Below are 17,796 nucleotides of genomic sequence, written 5' to 3'. Positions count from 1 at the left end.
GACGCGGACCTCGCCGGTGCCGCCGTCGGGGGCGGTGCTGTGGGCGGCCATGGCGGAGGCGGGGCCGCCGCCGGTGCCGCCGTCGGTCCACTCCACGGGGACCACGGCCTCGGCGCCCGGCGGCAGCGGGGCGCCGGTCATGATGCGGGCTGCCTCGCCGGGGCCGACGGTGGGCAGCTCGCCGCTGCCCGCGGCGACGTCACCGATGACGGTGAGGACCGCGGGGAAGTCCTCGCTCGCGCCTTCGACGTCCGTCGTGCGGACGGCGTAGCCGTCCATGGAACTGTTGTCGAAGGGCGGCAGGGCGGCCGGGACGGTGACGTCCTCGACCAGAACGCAGCCCTGGGCGTCCAGGATCTGCAGCTCGATCGGCTCCAGGGGACGGATGGTGCTCAGGATGTCGGCGAGGTGCTCGTCCACCGTCCAGAGGCGGTCGTCGTCCCGCGCGGTGTCGCCCCTCGCGGCGCCGTCCTTCGCCTCGGTGCCCTTCGCGGCGTCACCCTCCGCCTCGTCGGTCTCAGCGTGCGTGCCCATGTCGGCGGTCCTGCTCAAGGTGCTCCATCTCCTCGGTGACGTATCGGCGGAGCCAGGAACGGAAGTCCGGACCAAGATCTTCGCGTTCGCACGCCAGTCTGACAATGGCCCGCAGATAGTCGCCGCGGTCGCCGGTGTCGTAGCGCCGGCCCTTGAAGACCACGCCGTGCACCGGTCCGCCGAGGCCGGGCTCGGCGGCGAGGGCCTGGAGGGCGTCGGTGAGCTGGATCTCGCCGCCGCGGCCGGGCGGGGTCTCGCGCAGCACGTCGAAGACGGCCGGGTCGAGGACGTAGCGGCCGATGACGGCGTAGTTGCTGGGCGCCTCGGCGGGGTCGGGCTTCTCGACCAGGCCGGTGATCTGCACCACAGTGGGGTTGTCGGTCGGCTTGACGGCCGCGCAGCCGTAGAGGTGGATCTGCGAGTGATCGACCTCCATGAGGGCGATCACGCTGCCGCCGTGCTTGCGCTGGATGTCGACCATGTGGGACAGGAGCGGGTCGCGGGCGTCGATGAGGTCGTCGCCCAGGAGGACGGCGAAGGGCTCGTCGCCGACGTGCGGGGCCGCGCAGAGCACGGCGTGGCCGAGACCGCGCGGGTCACCCTGGCGCACGTAGTGCATGGTCGCCAGGTCGCTGGACTCCTGGACCCGGGCGAGCCGGCCGTCGTCGCCCTTGCGCCGCAGGGCCTCCTCCAGCTCGTAATTCCGGTCGAAGTGATCCTCCAGCGGCCGCTTGTTACGGCCAGTGATCATGAGGACGTCCGACAGCCCGGCCAGGACGGCCTCCTCCACCACGTACTGGATCGCCGGCTTGTCGACGACCGGCAGCATCTCCTTGGGCGTGGCCTTGGTGGCCGGGAGAAAGCGGGTGCCGAGACCGGCAGCAGGGATGACAGCCTTGCTGATCCGAGGACGCGATTGAGTCATGAGCCGAACACTAACGGTTGGGATTGGGCGGATGATGAGGCTCCACCGAGTATGACCCGAGACATGGAGTTTGTACGAACAGTGATCAAGTACGACGGTAGCAAAGGCGAGTTGCGGCGGGATTTCCTGGCGATGAGGGCCGGATTGACCCCGAATGACGTGGTGGCGGCGGGGACGGCGCTCACGCAGCGTGCACTGGCCCTGCCGGAGCTCACGGAGGCCGGGACGGTGGCGGCCTACGTCTCCGTGGGGCGTGAGCCGGCCACCCGCGCGCTCCTCGACGCGCTCCTGGAACACGGTGTGCGCGTACTGCTTCCGGTGCTATTGCCGGACAACGATCTCGACTGGGGCGTCTACCGCGGCGCGGATCACCTCGTACGGGCGTCCCGGGGCCTGCTGGAACCGGACGGCGAGCGGCTGGGCCCCTCGGCGGTGACGTCCGCGGACGCGGTGCTGCTGCCGGGGCTGGCGGTGGACGCGCGGGGGATGCGGATGGGGCGGGGCGGGGGGTCGTACGACCGGGTGCTCGCGCGGCTGGATCGTGCCGGGGTGTCTCCGGCGCGGGTGGTTCTGCTGTACGACAACGAGGTGGTCGCGGCGGTTCCGTCGGAACCTCACGACCACCCCGTTCAGGTGGCGGTCACGCCCGGTGGGGTGAGGCGTTTCTCTCCCCGGCCCCGCCCCTTCCCGTAACCGGGGGCAAGCCCCCGGGCCCCCGTTGCCCTCAATCGCCGGACGGGCTTTGTGGAGCCCCAGCTACGGTTACGGCTTCAGCGTCAGCTCCGCGTCCGTGCCCTTCTTGACCGCGTTCGGGCTGAAAGCCCACGGCAGGAGCTCGCCCTTGGCCCACTTGTCCGTCTGGTCGTAGTAGTGGGCGTTGTACGCGTGACCCGACGCGCCCGTGAGGTTGATCCAGCGGGACTTGTCGAGGTCGCCGAGGTTGACGACCATCCGCATGGACGGCACCCAGATCACGTCGTAGCCGCCCGCCGCGTTCCAGCCGGCGGCGTTGACCGCGGCCTCGCCGCCCGCGAGGTTCCAGGGGCCCCGGTTGAGCATCCAGCGGACGATGCCGGGGCCCTCTGTGCCGAGGGTCTGGTTCCTGAGGGTCAGCTGGTGCAGGCGGCCCCAGCTCCAGGAATTGACGTCCTTGCCCAGCTTGGAGGTGAGCTCCCAGCGGGCGTCCTTCATGGCGTGGGCCAGCAGCTCGTCGCGGTTGCGGTCGCGGTCGTCCGGGTTGGTCCGGCTGCCGTTGGTCTTCCACCAGTCGTCGTTCGGCTTGTCGAGGATGGTGCGGATCACCTCGAACCAGCGGTCGCCGCCATCGGGCTGCGCCGAGTCGGCGTCGCGCTCGCCGCACTCCAGGACGAGACGGGTCTCGCCGTCCAGGTCCTCCTGGGGGCCGGCGTCGTTGGCCGGGCGGACCCGCAGGCACTGGTCCTTGACCCGCAGCTCCTTGGGCAGCTTGTTGCCGAAGGCGAGCTTGAGGGTGTTGCGCCAGACGGCGTTGAAGTACGCGGCGGCCGCGGAATCGGCCTCCTGGGTGTAGTCCCAGTCCTCCAGGAGCTTCTGGGCCTCGCGGACGTACTTCGTCTCGCGCTCGTTGGAACCCTTGAGGTCGATCTTGCGCAGATAGGGCGTGAGCAGCTTGGCGATCTCGCTGGTGTTGTCCATCTGCATCTTCTGCATGTCGTCCGTCGAGATCTTGCCCCCGTCCTTGATCTTCGACTGGATGAGGTCGTTGATGCGCTGGCTGCGGACGCCGTAGCCCCAGTCGGCGGTCAGGGCCGGGGCGGACTTCTTGTCGGCGACGGCCTGGTTGGCGGTGACGATGTAGCCGCGCTTGGGGTCGTAGTCCCAGGGCAGCTCGCCCTGCGGGATCCAGCCGGTCCACTTGTAGGCGGAGTCCCAGCCGGGCGCGGGGTAGCGGCCGTCGCCCTTGCGGACGGGGATGCGGCCGGGCGCCTGGTAGCCGATGTGGCCCTTGGTGTCGGCGTAGATCAGGTTCTGCGAGGGCACCTCGAAGCCGGCGGCGGCCTGGCGGAACTGCGCGAAGTCGGTCGCCCGGTTCAGCTCCAGCAGGGCGTCCATCGTCTTGCCGGGGTCCAGCGCGGTCCAGCGCAGCGACACGGCGTAGCCCTCGGCGCGGTCGGGCGCGGGATCCTTTACGGGCGCGTCCTTGCCGACCTTGCCCAGCTCGCTGTTGCGGTCGGAGACGACGGGGCCGTTCTTGGTGGTGCGGATCGTGAAGTCGCGGGTCCTGCCGCCCGCCACCTTGATCTTCTCCGTGCGGGTGGCGAAGGGGACCTGCTTGCCGTCGTAGAGGTAGCTGTCGGCGGTGACCTTCTCCAGGTACAGGTCGGAGACGTCGGCGCCGAGGTTGGTCATGCCCCAGGCGATGTCCTGGTTGTGGCCGATGACCACGCCGGGCATGCCCGCGAAGGTGTAGCCGGCCACGTTGTACGGGCACGCGGCGCTTGCCTTGTTGCAGTGCAGGCCCATCTGGTACCAGAGCGAGGGCATCTGCGGCGCGAGGTGCGGGTCGTTGGCGAGCAGCGGCTTGCCGGTGGTCGTGTACTTGCCGGAGACGACCCAGGAGTTGGACCCGATGCCGTTGCCGGCGGGGCCGAGCAGGGCGGGGATCTTGTCGAGGGTGCTCGACAGCGAGGCCAGTCCGGTGCGCAGGCCGCCGGCCGCTCCGGCGCCACCGCCGGTGGCGGCGTTGCCGTTCGCGTTGTTGTTGCCGTTGTTGCCCGGGCCCGTGCCGTTGCCCGCGGTGCCGCCGGGCGTACCCGGGTTGGCCGCACCGCCGGTGCCGGTGCCGCCGACCTGGCCGGTGGTCGGCGTGGCCTTGGGGTCGAAGGACTTGGTGGCCGGGTCGACCGCGCCGCCCTCGACGATCGGCTTGTTCCGGTCGTAGGGGTACGACGGGTAGAGCTGCTCGATCTGCTGGGGGGTCAGCCGGTTGGAGGCGAGAGAACGGTCGATCTCGTTCTGCATGTTGCCGCGCAGGTCCCAGGCCATCGCCTTGAGCCAGGCGACGGAGTCGACCGGGGTCCACTGCTCGGGCTTGTAGTCGTGCTGGAACTCCAGGGCCGCGTATTCGACGGACAGCGACTTGCCCTGATGGTCCTTGAGGTAGGCGTTGACACCGTCGGAGTACGCCTGGAGGTATTTCTTCGTGGTCGCGGAGAGCTTGGTGTCGTACTCCTCCTGCGCGACCTTCCGCCAGCCCATGGTCCGTACGAAGGCGTCGGTCTCCACCTGCCCGTCACCGAACATCTCGGAGAGGCGGCCCGCGGTCAGGTGCCGGCGGACGTCCATCTCCCAGAAGCGGTCCTGCGCCTGGACGAAGCCCTGTGCGCGGAAGAGATCGTCCGCGGAGTCGGCGTAGATCTGCGGGACGCCGTGGGAGTCGCGGGCGACCTTCACCGGCCCGGACAGGCCCTTCAGCTCAAGGGTGCCGCTGGTCTCCGGGAACGAGGCGCGGACGGTACTGACGCTCCAGTACGCGCCGAAGCCGACGCCCGCCACGAGCAGCAGCACGACGGTGACGACGAGCAGCCGGGCGCGTCGGCCTTTCTTCTTACCGGTCTTCTTCTTGCCGGAAGGGCCGGACTTGTTGGCGGGCATCGCTGTCCTTAGAGGGGCAGGGTGGTCCTGGAGTGCTGAAGCAACCATAGGCGCAGGGCACCGGACGCCCGGACGCGGAGTCCGACCGGCACAGTGAGATCAATCGCGTTCGGTCCCTGTGGCGACGATCACGCGTCAAGAACCCGTAAAATATTAGGTTAGGAAACGAAGTACCGATCGGCTGGAGGAACGTTTCAGCCGATATCCGTGGAAAGACTCGTGAAGGGAACCGGCCCCTGACTGTCCACCACCTCAACGAACTCCTGCTGATCTGCTCGCTCGTACTGCTCGTCGCGGTGGCGGCGGTGCGGGTCTCCTCGCGCAGCGGGCTCCCCAGCCTGCTCATCTACCTCGGCATCGGCGTCGCCATCGGCCAGGACGGCATCGGCGTCTCCTTCAACGACGTCGGCCTCACCCAGACCATCGGATACGCCGCGCTCGTCGTGATCCTCGCCGAGGGCGGTCTCGGCACGAAGTGGCACGAGATCAAACCGGCGCTCCCGTCGGCGGCCGTGCTCTCCACCGTCGGCGTCGCGCTCAGCGTGGGCGTCACCGCCGCGGCCGCGCACTACCTGGCCGGCGTCGAATGGCGCCAGGCACTGATCATCGGCGCCGTGGTCTCCTCCACCGACGCGGCGGCCGTCTTCTCCGTCCTGCGGAACGTGCCGCTCCCCTCCCGCCTGACCGGCGTCCTGGAGGCGGAGTCGGGCTTCAACGACGCCCCCGTCGTCATCCTCGTCGTCGCGTTCTCCGCGGCCGGCCCGGTCGACCACTGGTACCTGCTCGTCGGGAAGATCGCCCTGGAGCTGGCGATCGGCGCGGGCATCGGCCTCGCGGTCGGCTTCCTCGGCGCGTACGGGCTGCGGCACGTGGCCCTGCCCGCCTCCGGCCTCTACCCGATCGCCGTGATGGCCATCGCCACCGCCGCCTACGCGGGCGGCGCGCTCGCGCACGGCTCCGGCTTCCTGGCCGTCTATCTGGCCGCACTGATCCTCGGCAACGCCAAGCTGCCGCACTATCCGGCCACCCGGGGCTTCGCCGAGGGGCTCGGCTGGATCGCCCAGATCGGCATGTTCGTGCTGCTCGGCCTGCTCGTCACCCCGCACGAGCTGGGCGACGACATCCTGCCCGCGCTCGTCGTCGGGCTGGTGCTGACCATGGTGGCCCGACCGCTGTCGGTGTTCCTGAGCACCGCGCCCTTCCGCACGACCTGGCAGGAGAAGACCCTGCTCTCCTGGGCCGGGCTGCGCGGCGCCGTCCCGATCGTGCTCGCCACCATCCCGATGGTGGCCGAGGTCAACGACAGCCGCCGGATCTTCAACATCGTCTTCGTGCTGGTGATCGTCTACACGCTGGTGCAGGGCCCGACGCTGCCCTGGCTGGCCAGGCGGCTGCGGCTGGGCGACAACGAGCCGGAGGACCTCGGCATCGAGTCCGCGCCGCTGGAGCGGCTGCGCGGCCACCTGCTCTCGGTGGCGATCCCCGAGGCGTCGAAGATGCACGGCGTGGAGGTCGGCGAGCTGAGACTGCCCCCGGGGGCCGCGGTGACCCTCGTCGTGCGCGACGGCAGGAGCTTCGTCCCGTCGCCCGCGACCGTGCTGCGCCGGGGCGACGAGCTGCTGGTCGTGGCCACGGATCCGGTCCGGGACGCGACCGAGAAGCGGCTGCGGGCGGTCGGCGAGGGAGGAAAGCTTGCGGGCTGGCTGGGGTCTCCGGGTACGATAAAGGGGAAGTAGTCTCTTTATCGATTATTTCTTCACGGATACCCACTCCGTGGGCACCAGGTCGCGCGGCTCCCAGCGGCGCGGCTTCGTACATCTTCACTACCGAACCAACTCTGCCTGATGCAGGGCTGGCGCGACCGCACGGCGGCCGCGGCCGCAGAAGGCGGCCCGCACGGCATCTACCACGGTCCTGCGCGAGAGGACAGCTCTCGGCGCGCTCCGTGCGGCGATCCCGTTCGGTGGTGCGCTACCAGGCGGCGGAAAGGCCCGGCCGTGGCATCCACGGTCAACGACCACACCGGCGCACGCCCCGGATACGGACAGTTGCTCCGCACCCGGGGCGCCTGGACGTTCCTGCTCCCCGGCTTTCTGGCCCGGCAGCCGTTCGCGATGCTGACCATCGGCATCCTGCTGCTCGTCGAGCACACCACCGACTCGTACGGCATCGCCGGCGCCGTCTCGGCGACGGCGGGTGTCGCCATGGCGCTGTTCGCCCCGCAGAGCGGCAAGCTCGCGGACCGCTTCGGACAGGGCAGGGTCCTGATGCCCGGCGTGGTCGTGCACGCCGCGGCGATCTCGCTGCTGATCACCCTGGCGCTGGCGGACGCGCCGCTGTGGGCGCTCTTCGCCGCGGCGGTGCCGGCCGGTGCCTCCACCCCGCAGATCGGCCCCATGGTGCGGGCCCGCTGGGCGGCGAAGCTGGAGGGCTCGCCACTGATGCCGACGGCCGCGGCCTTCGAGTCGGTCACCGACGAATTCACGTTCGTGATCGGTCCGGTGCTGGCCACGGCGCTGTGCACCAGCGTCCACCCGGCCGCCGGTCTGGTCACCGAGGCGGCGCTCACCCTGATCGGCGGTCTGCTGTTCGCCGCCCAGCGGGCCACCCAGCCCGTGCCGAGCCGTACGGCGGCCGGCGGCCACGAGAAGAGCGCGTCGGCGCTGTCCGTGCCCGGCGTGCGCGTCCTGGCGGTCTCGTTCCTCGGCATCGGTGCCGTCTTCGGCGGCATGCAGGTGTCGATGACCGCCTTCACCAAGGAGCTCGGCGAGCCGGGCCTCAACGGTCTGATGTACGGCACGTTCGCGGCCGGAAACATGATCGCGGGCCTGATCTGCGGTGCCATCGCCTGGCGCGTCACCCCGCAGCGCCGGCTGCTGATCGCCTACCCGCTGCTGGTGCTGGCCACCTCCCCGCTGTGGGCGGCGCACGCGCTGCCGGTGCTGGGCGGGCTCGGCCTGCTGGTCGGCCTGTGCATCGCCCCGGCGCTGATCACCGGCTACACGCTGGTGGAGCAGCTCGTCCCGACGAACGCCCGCACCGAGGCGTTCACCTGGCTGACCGGCGCGGTCGGCCTCGGCCAGGCGGCCGGCGGCGCCATCGGCGGCAAGCTGATCGACGGCCACGGCGCGAGCACCGGATTCCTGGTGCCGCTGGTGGGCACGGCGGCTGCCGTGGTGGTCCTGCTCACGCTGCGCAAGGCGCTCACGCCCAAGGGCGAGTCGCGGATCGCCGCACGTGGGGTCGGTCACCGCGAGCCCGTCCCGGTGGACTGACGGCCGGGAATGCTGCACTATGGATCGTCGTTAGCACTCAACGAGTGAGAGTGCCAGGAGGAGCAAGTGCCGACTTACCAGTACCAGTGCACCGAGTGCGGCGAGGGCCTCGAGGCGGTGCAGAAGTTCACCGATGACGCCTTGACCGTGTGCCCGAGCTGCGACGGACGCCTGAAGAAGGTGTTCTCCGCGGTCGGCATCGTCTTCAAGGGCTCCGGGTTCTACCGCAACGACAGCCGCGGCTCGTCGTCCAGCAGCAGCCCCGCGAAGGCGTCGAGCACGTCCACGTCGTCCAAGAGCGGCTCGGACTCGGCCTCCACGGCCTCCTCGACGACCTCCTCCTCGTCGGGCTCGTCGAGCGCCTCGACCACGTCGAGCAGCACCTCGTCGGCCGCCTGACGCAGCGCGTCACCCCCGTACACCCGGCGCCCGCCGGCCCTCACCGAGGGCCGGCGGGCGCCGTCGTGCGCGGGGGTGCCCTCAAACGCCGGACGGGCTGCTGTGCTGTGTCCTCAAGCGCCGGACAGGCTGAAAGCGGCTGAGCCCAGCCCATTCAAGCCCGTCCGGCGCTTGAGGACGCGCCCGCAGGGCGCCCGCCGCCGCAGGCGGCAAAGACGGCCCGCAGCCGAAGACCCGCCGGACGGCCTAGGGTGACGGCATGGTCGATTTGGGCACGATGCGTGCGGACATAGGCGTGATCGGCGGGTCGGGGTTCTACTCCTTCCTGGAGGACGTGACCGAGGTCACGGTGAAGACGCCCTACGGGCCGCCGAGCGACTCGCTCTTCGTCGGCGAACTGGCCGGGCGTCAGGTCGCCTTCCTGCCGCGCCACGGCCGGAGCCACACCCTCCCGCCGCACCGCATCAACTACCGGGCCAACCTGTGGGCCCTGCGCGCCGTGGGCGTGCGGCAGGTGCTGGGCCCGTGCGCGGTGGGCGGGCTGCGGCCGGAGTACGGGCCGGGGACACTGCTCGTACCGGACCAGCTCGTGGACCGTACGAAGGCCCGCACGCAGACGTTCTTCGACGGGGAGCCGCTTCCCGACGGCACGGCCCCCGAGGTCGTGCACACGACCTTCGCCGACCCCTACTGCCCCGTGGGGCGCGCGGTGGCGGTCGCGGTGGCGCGCGGGCACGGCTGGGAGCCGGTCGTGGACGGCGGCACGATGGTGGTCATCGAGGGGCCGCGCTTCTCCACCCGCGCCGAGTCGCGCTGGCACGCCGCCCAGGGCTGGTCGGTGGTCGGCATGACCGGGCACCCGGAGGCCGTGCTCGCCCGCGAGCTGGGCCTCTGCTACACCTCGATGGCGCTGGTCACGGACCTGGACGCGGGCGCCGAGACGGGCGACGGCGTCTCCCACGACGAGGTCATGCGGGTCTTCGCGCAGAACGTGGGCCGGCTGCGCGACGTGCTCTTCGCGGCGGTCTGCGCACTGCCGGAGTCCGATGCCCGGGACTGTCTGTGCGCGGGCGTGCAGGGCGGCGGGGACCTGGGTATCCCGTTGCCTTAGCGGCTCGGCGTTCCCGGGCGGCCGGGCGGAGCTGGCAAAATCTCCGGGACGTTCCGGAGTGAGCTATTCCGGCCAGTGGAGACAGAGAGGCTGTTCGGTGACTGCGGCAGGCGAGAAGAAGACAGGCGTCCTCGGGGGCTTCAAGGCGTTCCTGATGCGGGGCAACGTGATAGACCTCGCGGTCGCCGTCGTCATCGGAGCCGCGTTCACGAACATCGTGAACTCCGTGGTCAAGGGCGTGATCAACCCGGTCGTCGGCGCCTTCGGCACCAAGGACCTCGATCACTACGCGTCCTGCCTCAAGGGCCCGTGCGCCCGGAACAAGGCGGGCGAGGTGACCGACGGCGTCTTCATCCAGTGGGGCTCGGTGCTCAGCGCGACGCTCACGTTCGTGATCACGGCGGCGGTCGTCTACTTCCTGATGCTGCTGCCGATGAAGCGGTGGCAGGACCGGCAGGCGGCGCGGGTGCCGGCTTCGCCGGCCAAGGAGACGGAGCTGGAGCTGCTCGCTCAGATCCGCGACGCGCTCGTGGAGCAGCGGCGGGGGCCGGGGGCCGACGCGGTGCCGGCGCAGCGGTAAGTGCCGGGGCTCCGCCCCGGACCCCCGGTCCTCGAACCCCCGGGCTCCGTCCGGGGTGCCCCCGGACGGGCTGATTCAGACGTGGTGCGGCGGCTTCTCGTCCAGGAAGCGGGAGAGGTCGGCGGACGCGCCCCCGCCGGTCGGGCGGTCGCCCCAGCCGCGGTCCGTGTCGTCCGAGGACTGCTGCGACAGCGGGTCGTCGAAGATCAGGGCGGCGGGGGTGCGCGGCCGCGGCGCGGGCTCGGGGGCGTTGCTGCTCATGCGTCCAGGGTACGGGCCCGGCCTCCCTCCCCCGGTCCGTCTCCGCGCGCGGGAGGCGGCACACGCGGCGAGAATCGCCCTATGAGCGAGGACGCACCCCGCGCCCGGGCCGGCGTGCTGCGCAGGATGACCGAGCGCGGGCGCGACGAGGAGCACCGCGCCGCGACACCGCTGGAGCTCTTCTTCGACCTCTGCTTCGTGGTGGCGGTGGCGCAGGCCGGCCGGCAGCTGGTGCACGCGCTCGCCGAGGGACATCCGGAGCACGGGGTGCCCGGCTATCTGATGATGTTCTTCGCCGTGTGGCTGGCGTGGCTCAACTTCACATGGTTCTCCTCCGCCTACGACACCGACGACGTGCCCTACCGCGTCGTGACGCTCGTACAGATGGCCGGAGTGCTGATCCTCGCGGCGGGTGTGCCGAGGGCGTTCGGCGACGGCGACTTCACGGTGGTCTGGCTCGGCTATCTGGTGATGCGCCTGGCGCTGGTCACGCAGTGGCTCCGGGCGGCGCGGTCCTCGACGGGCGAGGCGCGGCGCACGGCGCAGTTGTACGCGGCGGGGGTGAGCCTGTGCCAGGTCGGCTGGCTGGGCCTGCTGCTCCTGCCCGGTCACGCCAAGCCGTGGCTGTTCCTGGCGATGGCGCTCGTGGAACTGGCGGTTCCCGTGGTCGCCGAACGCCGCCATCAGACGGGCTGGCATCCGCATCACATCGCCGAGCGGTACGGCCTGTTCACCATCATCGTGCTCGGCGAGACGGTGCTGGCCGCCACCACCGCCGTGCAGTCGGCGCTGGACGAGAACGAGGCGCTGGGCACGCTCCTGCCGATCGCGGCCGGCGGACTGCTGATCATCTTCGCCGCGTACTGGATCTACTTCGCCGTGCCCATCCACCTGCATCTCGCCTCCAACCGGCAGGCGTTCCTGTGGGGTTACGGCCACTACCTGGTCTTCGGCTCGGTGGCCGCCGTGGGCGCGGGCATCGAGGTGGTGATCGAGGAGGCCATCGGCAAGGCGCACATCTCGTCGCTCGCGGCGGCCTGCGCGGTGACGGTGCCCACGGCGCTGTTCCTGTTCTCGGTGTGGCTGATCCACTCCCGTCACCACAAGCGCGGCCTGGCGCAGCAGGCGGTACTGCCGGTGTCGGCCGTGGCGGTGCTGGCCTGCACGTTCGCGGGCCGCGCGGCGGTGCCGGCCACGGGGGCGGTGGCGCTGGCGACGGTCGCGGTGGGGGTCGCGCTGACGTGGCGGAGCGCCGCGGCCGACACCCCCGCGCCTGCCGGACTTCGATGACGAACGGCCCACGGCCCCACCGGGTGCCGTGATACCCATGCCCCATGACTGACGCGACCGCACGCCCCGGGGCGCGGGACGCCCTCACCGACGTCGCGGGGCTCCGCGTGGGCCACGCGGAGCGCGTCGGTGACGGTGCCCTGACCGGCACCACCGTCGTGCTCACCGGCGAGGGCGGCGCCGTGGCCGCCGTGGACGTGCGCGGCGGCGGGCCGGGCACGCGGGAGACCGACGCCCTGGACCCGCGGAACCTCGTACAGCGCGTGGAGGCGGTCGTGCTCTGCGGCGGCAGCGCGTTCGGCCTGGACGCCGCCTCGGGGGTGGTGGCCTGGCTGGAGGACGCGGGCCGGGGTTTCCGGGTGGGTCCGGACCCGGCGCAGGTCGTGCCGGTCGTCCCGGCGGCGGCCCTGTTCGACCTGGGGCGCGGCGGCGACTGGCGGGCCCGGCCCGACGCCGCGCTGGGCCGGGAGGCGGTCGAGGCCGCGTCCCGTACGGAGGAGGGGGCGCCGGTCGCGCAGGGCAATGCCGGGGCCGGGGCGGGCGCGGTGGTCGGCGGGCTCAAGGGCGGCGTCGGCACGGCCAGTGTCGTCCTGCCGTCGGGGACGACCGTCGCCGCGCTGGCCGTCGTCAACGCGGCGGGCTCGGTGGTGGAACCGTCGACGGGCGCGCTGTACGGGCAGTTGGCCCAGGGCATGGTCGAGGTGCCCGGGCCGGACCGGCACGCGGCCGCACAGCGGGCGCTGGCGGCGGCCCGCCTGGAGTCGGCCGGGCGTTCGGCGGCATCGGTGCGCCCGCCCCTCAACACGACGCTCGCCGTGATCGCCACGGATGCCGCGCTGACCCGCGCCCAGGCGCAGAAGCTCGCCGGCACGGCACACGACGGTCTGGCCCGCGCGGTGCGGCCCGTACACCTGCTGAACGACGGGGACACGGTGTTCGCGCTGGCGACGGGGGCGCGGGGGCTGGTCGGTGAGGACGTCCTCGACGACGGCGGGGTGCTGGCGGCAGGGGCGCTGAACGAGATCCTGGCGGCGGGGGCGGATGTGCTTTTGCGGGCGGTGGTGAAGGCGGTGTGGGCGGCGGAGGGTGTGGACGGGGCGGGTGGGGTCTTTCCGTCGTACAGGGAGTTGTACGGGGAGTAGGGCGGTTCCTTTCCCCTGCCGGGCTCCGTCCCTCGGTCACACCCCCGCCGCCCCCAGCAGCACTCCCGCCGCATACGTCACCCCCATCGCCAGCGCCCCACCCCCCGCGTTCCGCAGCATCGCCCGGCCCGCCGGGGCCTCGCCCAGCCGCGCGCTGCCCCAGCCGCAGAGGATCAGCGCGCCGAGGACGGCCACGACAGTGACCGGCAGGCGGACGGCGGCGGGAGGCAGGACGATGGCCAGCAGAGGCAGCAGCGCGCCCGCCGTGAAGGCCAGGAAACTCGCGCCGGCGGCGTGCCAGGGGTTGGTGAGCGCGTCGGGGTCGATGCCGAGTTCGACTTCGGCGTGGGCGCGGAGCGCGTCGTGGTCGGTGAGCTGTTCGGCGACCTCGCGGGCCAGCTCACGGGTGAGGCCCTTGCCTTCCAGCAAGCCGGTGAGTTCGGCCAGTTCGGCCTGCGGGGTGGTCGCGAGCTCCCGGCGTTCCAGGGCCAGCGCGGCCCGTTCGGAGTCGCGCTGGGTGCTCACGGACACGTACTCCCCCGCCGCCATCGACATCGATCCGGCCAGCAGGCCGGCGAGTCCGGCGGTCAGGAGGGTGCCGCGCGCGTCCGTGGCACCGGCCACGCCGACGACCAGGCCGGCGGTGGAGACGATGCCGTCGTTGGCGCCGAGGACGGCGGCCCGCAGCCAGTTCAGCCGGGGGCCGAGCACGCCCGCGTGCGCCTCGTCGTGCGAGGGGAGGATCTCGTCGCTGCTCACGCAGCGAGGTTCTCATTCCCCGGCGCTCACCCGGATCTTCGACTGGCCGTGGGGTCGCTCCTCCCAGTCCTCCATGAAGCGCGCCCGCAGCCCGTGTCTCTCGGCGAGGGCGGTCAGCGTCCCGGTGCGGTAGTAGAAGTCCTCGCGCAGCACCTGGTGCTCGGCACCCTCGGTGCGGTCGAAGGTGAAGTCGAAGAAGCCGCCGGGGGCGAGCACGCGGCCGACGTTCGCCAGGCATTCGTCGATGACCGCGATCGGCGAGTGCGAGAAGACGCTGTGCGCGTGGACGACGTCGAAGTACCGGTCGGGGAGGAAGTCGAGGGTGAGGTTCCTGGTGAGGGTGAGGTGGGGCAGCTTGTCCTGGAGGCCGTACGCCGTCAGGGTCCGCTTGGCCGAGATGAGGATGTCGGGGGAGATGTCGATGCCGTAGTAGTGGCCGGCGTCGAGGTGGCCGATGAAGAGGCGGCCCGCGCGCAGGTTGCCGCAGCCGATGTCGAGCATGCGGTGGTGCGGGGCGATGCCGTGCTCCAGGAGGTAGTCGAACTGCATCTGCCCGAGGGCGAGCCAGCGGTCGTGGCCGTGGCTGCCGACGGCGGCCTCCGGGTCGCGGGCGGTGTCGGAGGCCATGACCGCGCGGTAGTAGGCGATGTGGTCGGGGTGTTTGAGGCGCAGCCAGCTGTCACGGGCGGTGCGCCTGAGGTAGGGGGCGATACGGGCCGGGTTGCTCACCGCGTACCGCACCTTGTGGGTGAGGTGGGCGCGGTTCTTGAGCAGAGCTTTGGGGGACGTCATGGGAGGGACCTCCGGCTGGGCTCGTACGGGCGGGGTGGTGGGTGGAGTCGCGACGCCGCTGCGCCGGTCCCTCTATCCATCCCGGCGCGGAACCCCCCGAAACAGGCAGGGGCGGGTGGGGCACTTCCGTGCCCCACCCGCCCGCATCGTCCGGTCAGGCCGTGACCGTCACCGTCGTTCCCCTACCGCGCGGCGAGCTCCTTCTCCTGCTCACCGGCGGGGACGGCCTCGTCCTCCGGCTCTTCCGGCCGCTCGTGGTGCGAGCGCTTCGGCAGCAGGAACAGCAGCGCGAAGACCACCGCCATGCCGCCCGCGACCCACCACATGGCGTGCGTGAAGGCGTCGCCGAAGATGTCCGCCAGCGCCCGGCGCCGCGGGTCGGCGTCGTCGACGACGCCGAAGAAGGCCACCGAGACCAGGCCCAGGCCGATCGCGTTGCCGAGCTGCTGGGTGGTGTTGATCAGGCCGGACGCGGAACCGGCATGCTCACGCGGCACCTCCGAGAGGACCGAGTCCGTGATCGGGGCGACGATCAGACCCATGCCCGCGCCCATCACGACCAGCGGCAGCGCCATCTGCCAGGACTTTATGTCCGCGCCGTAGCGGTCGGCCTCCCAGATGTAGAGCAGCACGCCGGTCGCCATCACCAGTGCCCCGGCCTGGAGCACCTTGCGCCCGAACCTGGGCACCAGCTTCTGCACGGACATGCCGGCGGCCGTCGAGACGGCGAGCGAGAACGGGATGCCGGTCAGACCCGAGCGCAGCGCGGTCCAGCCCAGGCCGATCTGCATGTACAGCGTCCAGACCAGGAAGAAGATGCCGGTCGCGACGCCGAAGGTCAGCTGTACGCCGATGCCGGCGGAGAAGCTCTTGACCTTGAACAGCGACAGCTCGACCAGCGGCGAGCCGTCCTTGCGGGTCTTGTGGCGCTCGTACGCGACGAAGGCGACGAACACCGGCACCGAGAGGGCCATGGCGACGAAGCCCCACAGCGGCCAGTCGTGCTCGCGGCCCTGGGTGAGGGGGTAGAGCAGCATCAGCAGTCCGGCGCTGGCCAGGGCCACGCCGACGAGGTCCAGCCGCATCGCCTTGGGCGCCTTGGACTCGATGATGAAGCGCCGGCCGAGGATCAGCCCGGCCATGCCCACGGGGAGGTTGATCAGGAAGATCGGGCGCCACTCCAGGCCGAACAGGTTCCACTGCGTCAGCAGGGCACCCAGCAGCGGGCCGGAGACCGCGCCGAGGCCGACGACCGCGCCGAACATCCCGAAGACCTTGCCGCGCTCGTGGGCGGGGAAGGTGACGTGGATGATCGACAGCACCTGAGGCACCATCACCGCGGCCATCAGGCCCTGGAGCACCCGGGCGGCGACCAGCAGCTGCGGGTCGCTCACCACGCCGCACAGCATCGAGGCGAGCGTGAAGCCGCCCATGCCCAGCAGGAACATCTTCTTGCGGCCGTAGATGTCACCGAGGCGCCCGCCCGTGATCAGGCCGATGGCGAACGCGAGCGCGTAGCCCTCGCTGAGCCACTGCAGGACGCTGAAGGAGGCGTCGATGTCGCGCTGGATGCTCGGCATCGCGATGTTGACGATCGTGACGTCGACCAGGTCCATGAAGGACGCGGTCATCACGACCGCGAGCGCCAGCCAGCGGCGGCGGTCGGCGGCGGGCGGGGAGGCGGTGGTCATCAGGCGGTGGCCTTTCCTGTTCGGGAACAGCCACGACCCTAGGGGCCATGTAGGACAGCTTATGTCCCACTTCGCTGGCACCCTGGGTGACATGACCGACACCCCGGCACGGCTGTTGAATCTGCTCTCCCTCCTCCAGACCCCGCGCGAGTGGCCGGGCAGCGAGCTCGCGGAGCGGCTGGGCGTCACCACGCGCACGATCCGGCGCGACGTCGAACGACTGCGCGATCTGGGCTATCCCGTGCAGGCGACGATGGGCGCGATCGGCGGATACCGGCTGGCGGCCGGGGCGGCGATGCCGCCGCTCGTCCTCGACGACGAGGAGGCCGTCGCCATCGCGGTGGGGTTGCGGGCGGGCGCGGGGCACGCCGTCGAGGGCATCGAGGAGGCGTCCGTACGAGCCCTCGCCAAGCTGGAACAGGTGCTGCCGTCCCGGCTGCGGCACCGTGTCGCCGCGCTCCAGGCGGCGACGGTGCCGCTCACGGGCGGTGACGGCGCGACGGTCGACCCGCGGACGCTGACCGCGATGGCGGCGGCGGCCACGGGGCACGAGCGGCTGCGGTTCGCGTACCGCAAGGGGGACGGGACGCGCACGCGGCGGCTGGTGGAGCCGCACCGGCTGGTGAGCACGGGACGGCGCTGGTATCTGGTGGCGTACGACATCGACCGGACGGACTGGCGGACGTTCCGGGTGGACCGGGTCAGTGAGCCGTTCGCGACAGGAGCGCGGTTCGAACCGCGGGAGTTGCCGGCGGCGGACGCGGCGGAGTTCATGAGCCGCTCCCTGGCCCGGCTCCAGCCGACGTACCGCGTCGTCGCCACGCTCCACGCCCCGGCGGCGTCCGTGGCCGCCCGCCTCCCCCGCTCCATCGCCACCCCCGAACCCCTCGACGCCGAAACCTGCCGCCTGGACCTGACGACGGCGGACTCCCTGGAGTGGATCGCATTCCGCCTGGCCCTCCTGGACTGCGACTTCGAGGTCCACGAGCCACGGGAACTGATCGACCATCTGCGGGGGCTGGGGGCGCGGATCAGCCGCGCGGCGGGGTGTCCTGCGGTGGGCTAGGGGGTGAGCGGGTGCTGCGGACCACCGCTGCGCGGGGGGCGTCCCCAAACGCCGGACGGGCTGCTGTGCTGTGTCCTCAAACGCCGGACGGGCTGAAAGCGGCTGAGCCCAGCGAAATCAAGCCCGTCCGGCGTTTGAGGACGCGCCCGCAGGGCGCCCGCCGCCGCAGGCGGCGAAGAGAGCCCGCAGCCGGAGATCCGCCGGATACGACCTACCGCCGATCCGGCGCGGCCAAAGTGGCGACCGTGTGCTTCACCGACAGGTCCTTGAGCGAACCGCTCTCCTTGGCCGGCAGGCGGGCCGGCTTGGGCGCGGTCGGGGCCGTCAGGGTCTTGAGC

The 17,796-nt window shown here is 71.6% G+C and carries 15 protein-coding genes and 1 pseudogene; 9 read left to right on the top strand and 7 right to left on the bottom strand.

The genetic code is table 11. The features are described from left to right. Window positions 1–534 (bottom strand): annotated as a pseudogene (locus J7E86_RS06540) (molybdopterin molybdenumtransferase MoeA); the annotation flags it as partial. Continuing rightward, window positions 518–1,459 (bottom strand): UTP--glucose-1-phosphate uridylyltransferase GalU, encoded by a 942-nt coding sequence (gene galU / locus J7E86_RS06535; protein WP_215080553.1) that lies wholly within the window; start codon window positions 1,457–1,459, stop codon window positions 518–520. The pseudogene J7E86_RS06540 and the gene galU, both read right to left, overlap by 17 nt. A 63-nt stretch (window positions 1,460–1,522) precedes the next feature. On the opposite strand from galU, the gene J7E86_RS06530 reads away from it, so the two are divergent. Then, window positions 1,523–2,152 carry a 5-formyltetrahydrofolate cyclo-ligase gene (locus J7E86_RS06530; RefSeq protein WP_215080552.1) on the top strand — a complete coding sequence of 210 codons (630 nt, stop codon included), beginning with the start codon at window positions 1,523–1,525 and terminating at the stop codon, window positions 2,150–2,152. 69 nt (window positions 2,153–2,221) lie between these two features. Here the strand turns inward: J7E86_RS06530 and J7E86_RS06525 are convergent, their stop codons facing one another. After that, window positions 2,222–5,092, bottom strand: coding sequence for a penicillin acylase family protein (locus J7E86_RS06525; protein WP_215080551.1), 2,871 nt, complete (start codon window positions 5,090–5,092; stop codon window positions 2,222–2,224). Between the two features lie 203 nt (window positions 5,093–5,295). Between J7E86_RS06525 and J7E86_RS06520 the strand changes: the two genes are divergently transcribed. The 5 genes from J7E86_RS06520 to J7E86_RS06500 all read left to right on the top strand — a co-directional run bounded on the left by J7E86_RS06520 (window position 5,296) and on the right by J7E86_RS06500 (window position 10,457). Next, entirely contained in the window at window positions 5,296–6,828 is a 1,533-nt protein-coding gene (locus tag J7E86_RS06520) for a potassium/proton antiporter (protein ID WP_308312494.1), read from the top strand. A gap of 261 nt (window positions 6,829–7,089) precedes the next feature. After that, window positions 7,090–8,367: an MFS transporter gene (locus J7E86_RS06515; protein WP_215080550.1), complete on the top strand. Its 1,278-nt coding sequence runs from the start codon at window positions 7,090–7,092 to the stop codon at window positions 8,365–8,367. Between the two features lie 66 nt (window positions 8,368–8,433). Next, window positions 8,434–8,766, top strand: coding sequence for an FmdB family zinc ribbon protein (locus J7E86_RS06510; RefSeq protein WP_215080549.1), 333 nt, complete (start codon window positions 8,434–8,436; stop codon window positions 8,764–8,766). Between the two features lie 259 nt (window positions 8,767–9,025). Continuing rightward, a complete protein-coding gene (locus tag J7E86_RS06505; protein ID WP_215080548.1) occupies window positions 9,026–9,877 on the top strand; it encodes an S-methyl-5'-thioadenosine phosphorylase in 852 nt (283 codons plus the stop codon). A gap of 154 nt (window positions 9,878–10,031) precedes the next feature. Further along, on the top strand, window positions 10,032–10,457 hold the full coding sequence (locus J7E86_RS06500) for an MscL family protein (RefSeq protein WP_251018759.1): 426 nt from the start codon (window positions 10,032–10,034) through the stop codon (window positions 10,455–10,457). 75 nt (window positions 10,458–10,532) lie between these two features. Here the strand turns inward: J7E86_RS06500 and J7E86_RS06495 are convergent, their stop codons facing one another. Beyond that, window positions 10,533–10,718 (bottom strand): hypothetical protein, encoded by a 186-nt coding sequence (locus J7E86_RS06495; RefSeq protein WP_215080546.1) that lies wholly within the window; start codon window positions 10,716–10,718, stop codon window positions 10,533–10,535. An 81-nt stretch (window positions 10,719–10,799) separates the two neighbouring features. Between J7E86_RS06495 and J7E86_RS06490 the strand changes: the two genes are divergently transcribed. Then, window positions 10,800–12,008 carry a low temperature requirement protein A gene (locus J7E86_RS06490; protein ID WP_215080545.1) on the top strand — a complete coding sequence of 403 codons (1,209 nt, stop codon included), beginning with the start codon at window positions 10,800–10,802 and terminating at the stop codon, window positions 12,006–12,008. A 44-nt stretch (window positions 12,009–12,052) separates the two neighbouring features. Next, window positions 12,053–13,150, top strand: a complete 1,098-nt coding sequence (locus J7E86_RS06485; RefSeq protein WP_215080544.1) for a P1 family peptidase — start codon at window positions 12,053–12,055, stop codon at window positions 13,148–13,150. A 36-nt stretch (window positions 13,151–13,186) separates the two neighbouring features. Here the strand turns inward: J7E86_RS06485 and J7E86_RS06480 are convergent, their stop codons facing one another. From J7E86_RS06480 to J7E86_RS06470, 3 genes are all read right to left on the bottom strand, one after another. Then, the gene (locus J7E86_RS06480) at window positions 13,187–13,909 is read right to left on the bottom strand and encodes a VIT family protein (RefSeq protein WP_308312492.1); all 723 of its coding nucleotides are present in this window, start codon (window positions 13,907–13,909) and stop codon (window positions 13,187–13,189) included. A 12-nt stretch (window positions 13,910–13,921) separates the two neighbouring features. Then, window positions 13,922–14,701 carry a class I SAM-dependent methyltransferase gene (locus J7E86_RS06475; RefSeq protein ID WP_215080543.1) on the bottom strand — a complete coding sequence of 260 codons (780 nt, stop codon included), beginning with the start codon at window positions 14,699–14,701 and terminating at the stop codon, window positions 13,922–13,924. Window positions 14,702–14,883: 182 nt separating this feature from the next. Beyond that, window positions 14,884–16,392 (bottom strand): MFS transporter, encoded by a 1,509-nt coding sequence (locus J7E86_RS06470; protein WP_215080542.1) that lies wholly within the window; start codon window positions 16,390–16,392, stop codon window positions 14,884–14,886. A gap of 91 nt (window positions 16,393–16,483) precedes the next feature. On the opposite strand from J7E86_RS06470, the gene J7E86_RS06465 reads away from it, so the two are divergent. Continuing rightward, window positions 16,484–17,458 (top strand): YafY family protein, encoded by a 975-nt coding sequence (locus tag J7E86_RS06465; protein WP_215080541.1) that lies wholly within the window; start codon window positions 16,484–16,486, stop codon window positions 17,456–17,458. The last annotated feature ends 338 nt before the right edge of the window (window positions 17,459–17,796 follow it).

Origin of the sequence: Streptomyces sp. ISL-11 (assembly GCF_018614525.1) — a bacterium.
In the GTDB taxonomy this organism is placed as follows: Bacteria; Actinomycetota; Actinomycetes; order Streptomycetales; family Streptomycetaceae; genus Streptomyces.
The sequence above is the reverse complement of the archived record's forward strand: the minus strand, read 5'-3'. Positions and strand labels throughout refer to the sequence as shown.

Coding starts and splice junctions, on each gene's coding strand:
- J7E86_RS06495 (WP_215080546.1), bottom strand. CDS start 10,718: ATGAGCAGCAACGCCCCCGAGCCCGCGCCGCGGCCGCGCACCCCCGCC.
- J7E86_RS06475 (WP_215080543.1), bottom strand. CDS start 14,701: ATGACGTCCCCCAAAGCTCTGCTCAAGAACCGCGCCCACCTCACCCAC.
- J7E86_RS06465 (WP_215080541.1), top strand. CDS start 16,484: ATGACCGACACCCCGGCACGGCTGTTGAATCTGCTCTCCCTCCTCCAG.
- J7E86_RS06490 (WP_215080545.1), top strand. CDS start 10,800: ATGAGCGAGGACGCACCCCGCGCCCGGGCCGGCGTGCTGCGCAGGATG.
- J7E86_RS06485 (WP_215080544.1), top strand. CDS start 12,053: ATGACTGACGCGACCGCACGCCCCGGGGCGCGGGACGCCCTCACCGAC.
- J7E86_RS06525 (WP_215080551.1), bottom strand. CDS start 5,092: ATGCCCGCCAACAAGTCCGGCCCTTCCGGCAAGAAGAAGACCGGTAAG.
- J7E86_RS06505 (WP_215080548.1), top strand. CDS start 9,026: ATGGTCGATTTGGGCACGATGCGTGCGGACATAGGCGTGATCGGCGGG.
- J7E86_RS06530 (WP_215080552.1), top strand. CDS start 1,523: ATGGAGTTTGTACGAACAGTGATCAAGTACGACGGTAGCAAAGGCGAG.
- J7E86_RS06470 (WP_215080542.1), bottom strand. CDS start 16,392: ATGACCACCGCCTCCCCGCCCGCCGCCGACCGCCGCCGCTGGCTGGCG.
- J7E86_RS06500 (WP_251018759.1), top strand. CDS start 10,032: ATGCGGGGCAACGTGATAGACCTCGCGGTCGCCGTCGTCATCGGAGCC.
- galU (WP_215080553.1), bottom strand. CDS start 1,459: ATGACTCAATCGCGTCCTCGGATCAGCAAGGCTGTCATCCCTGCTGCC.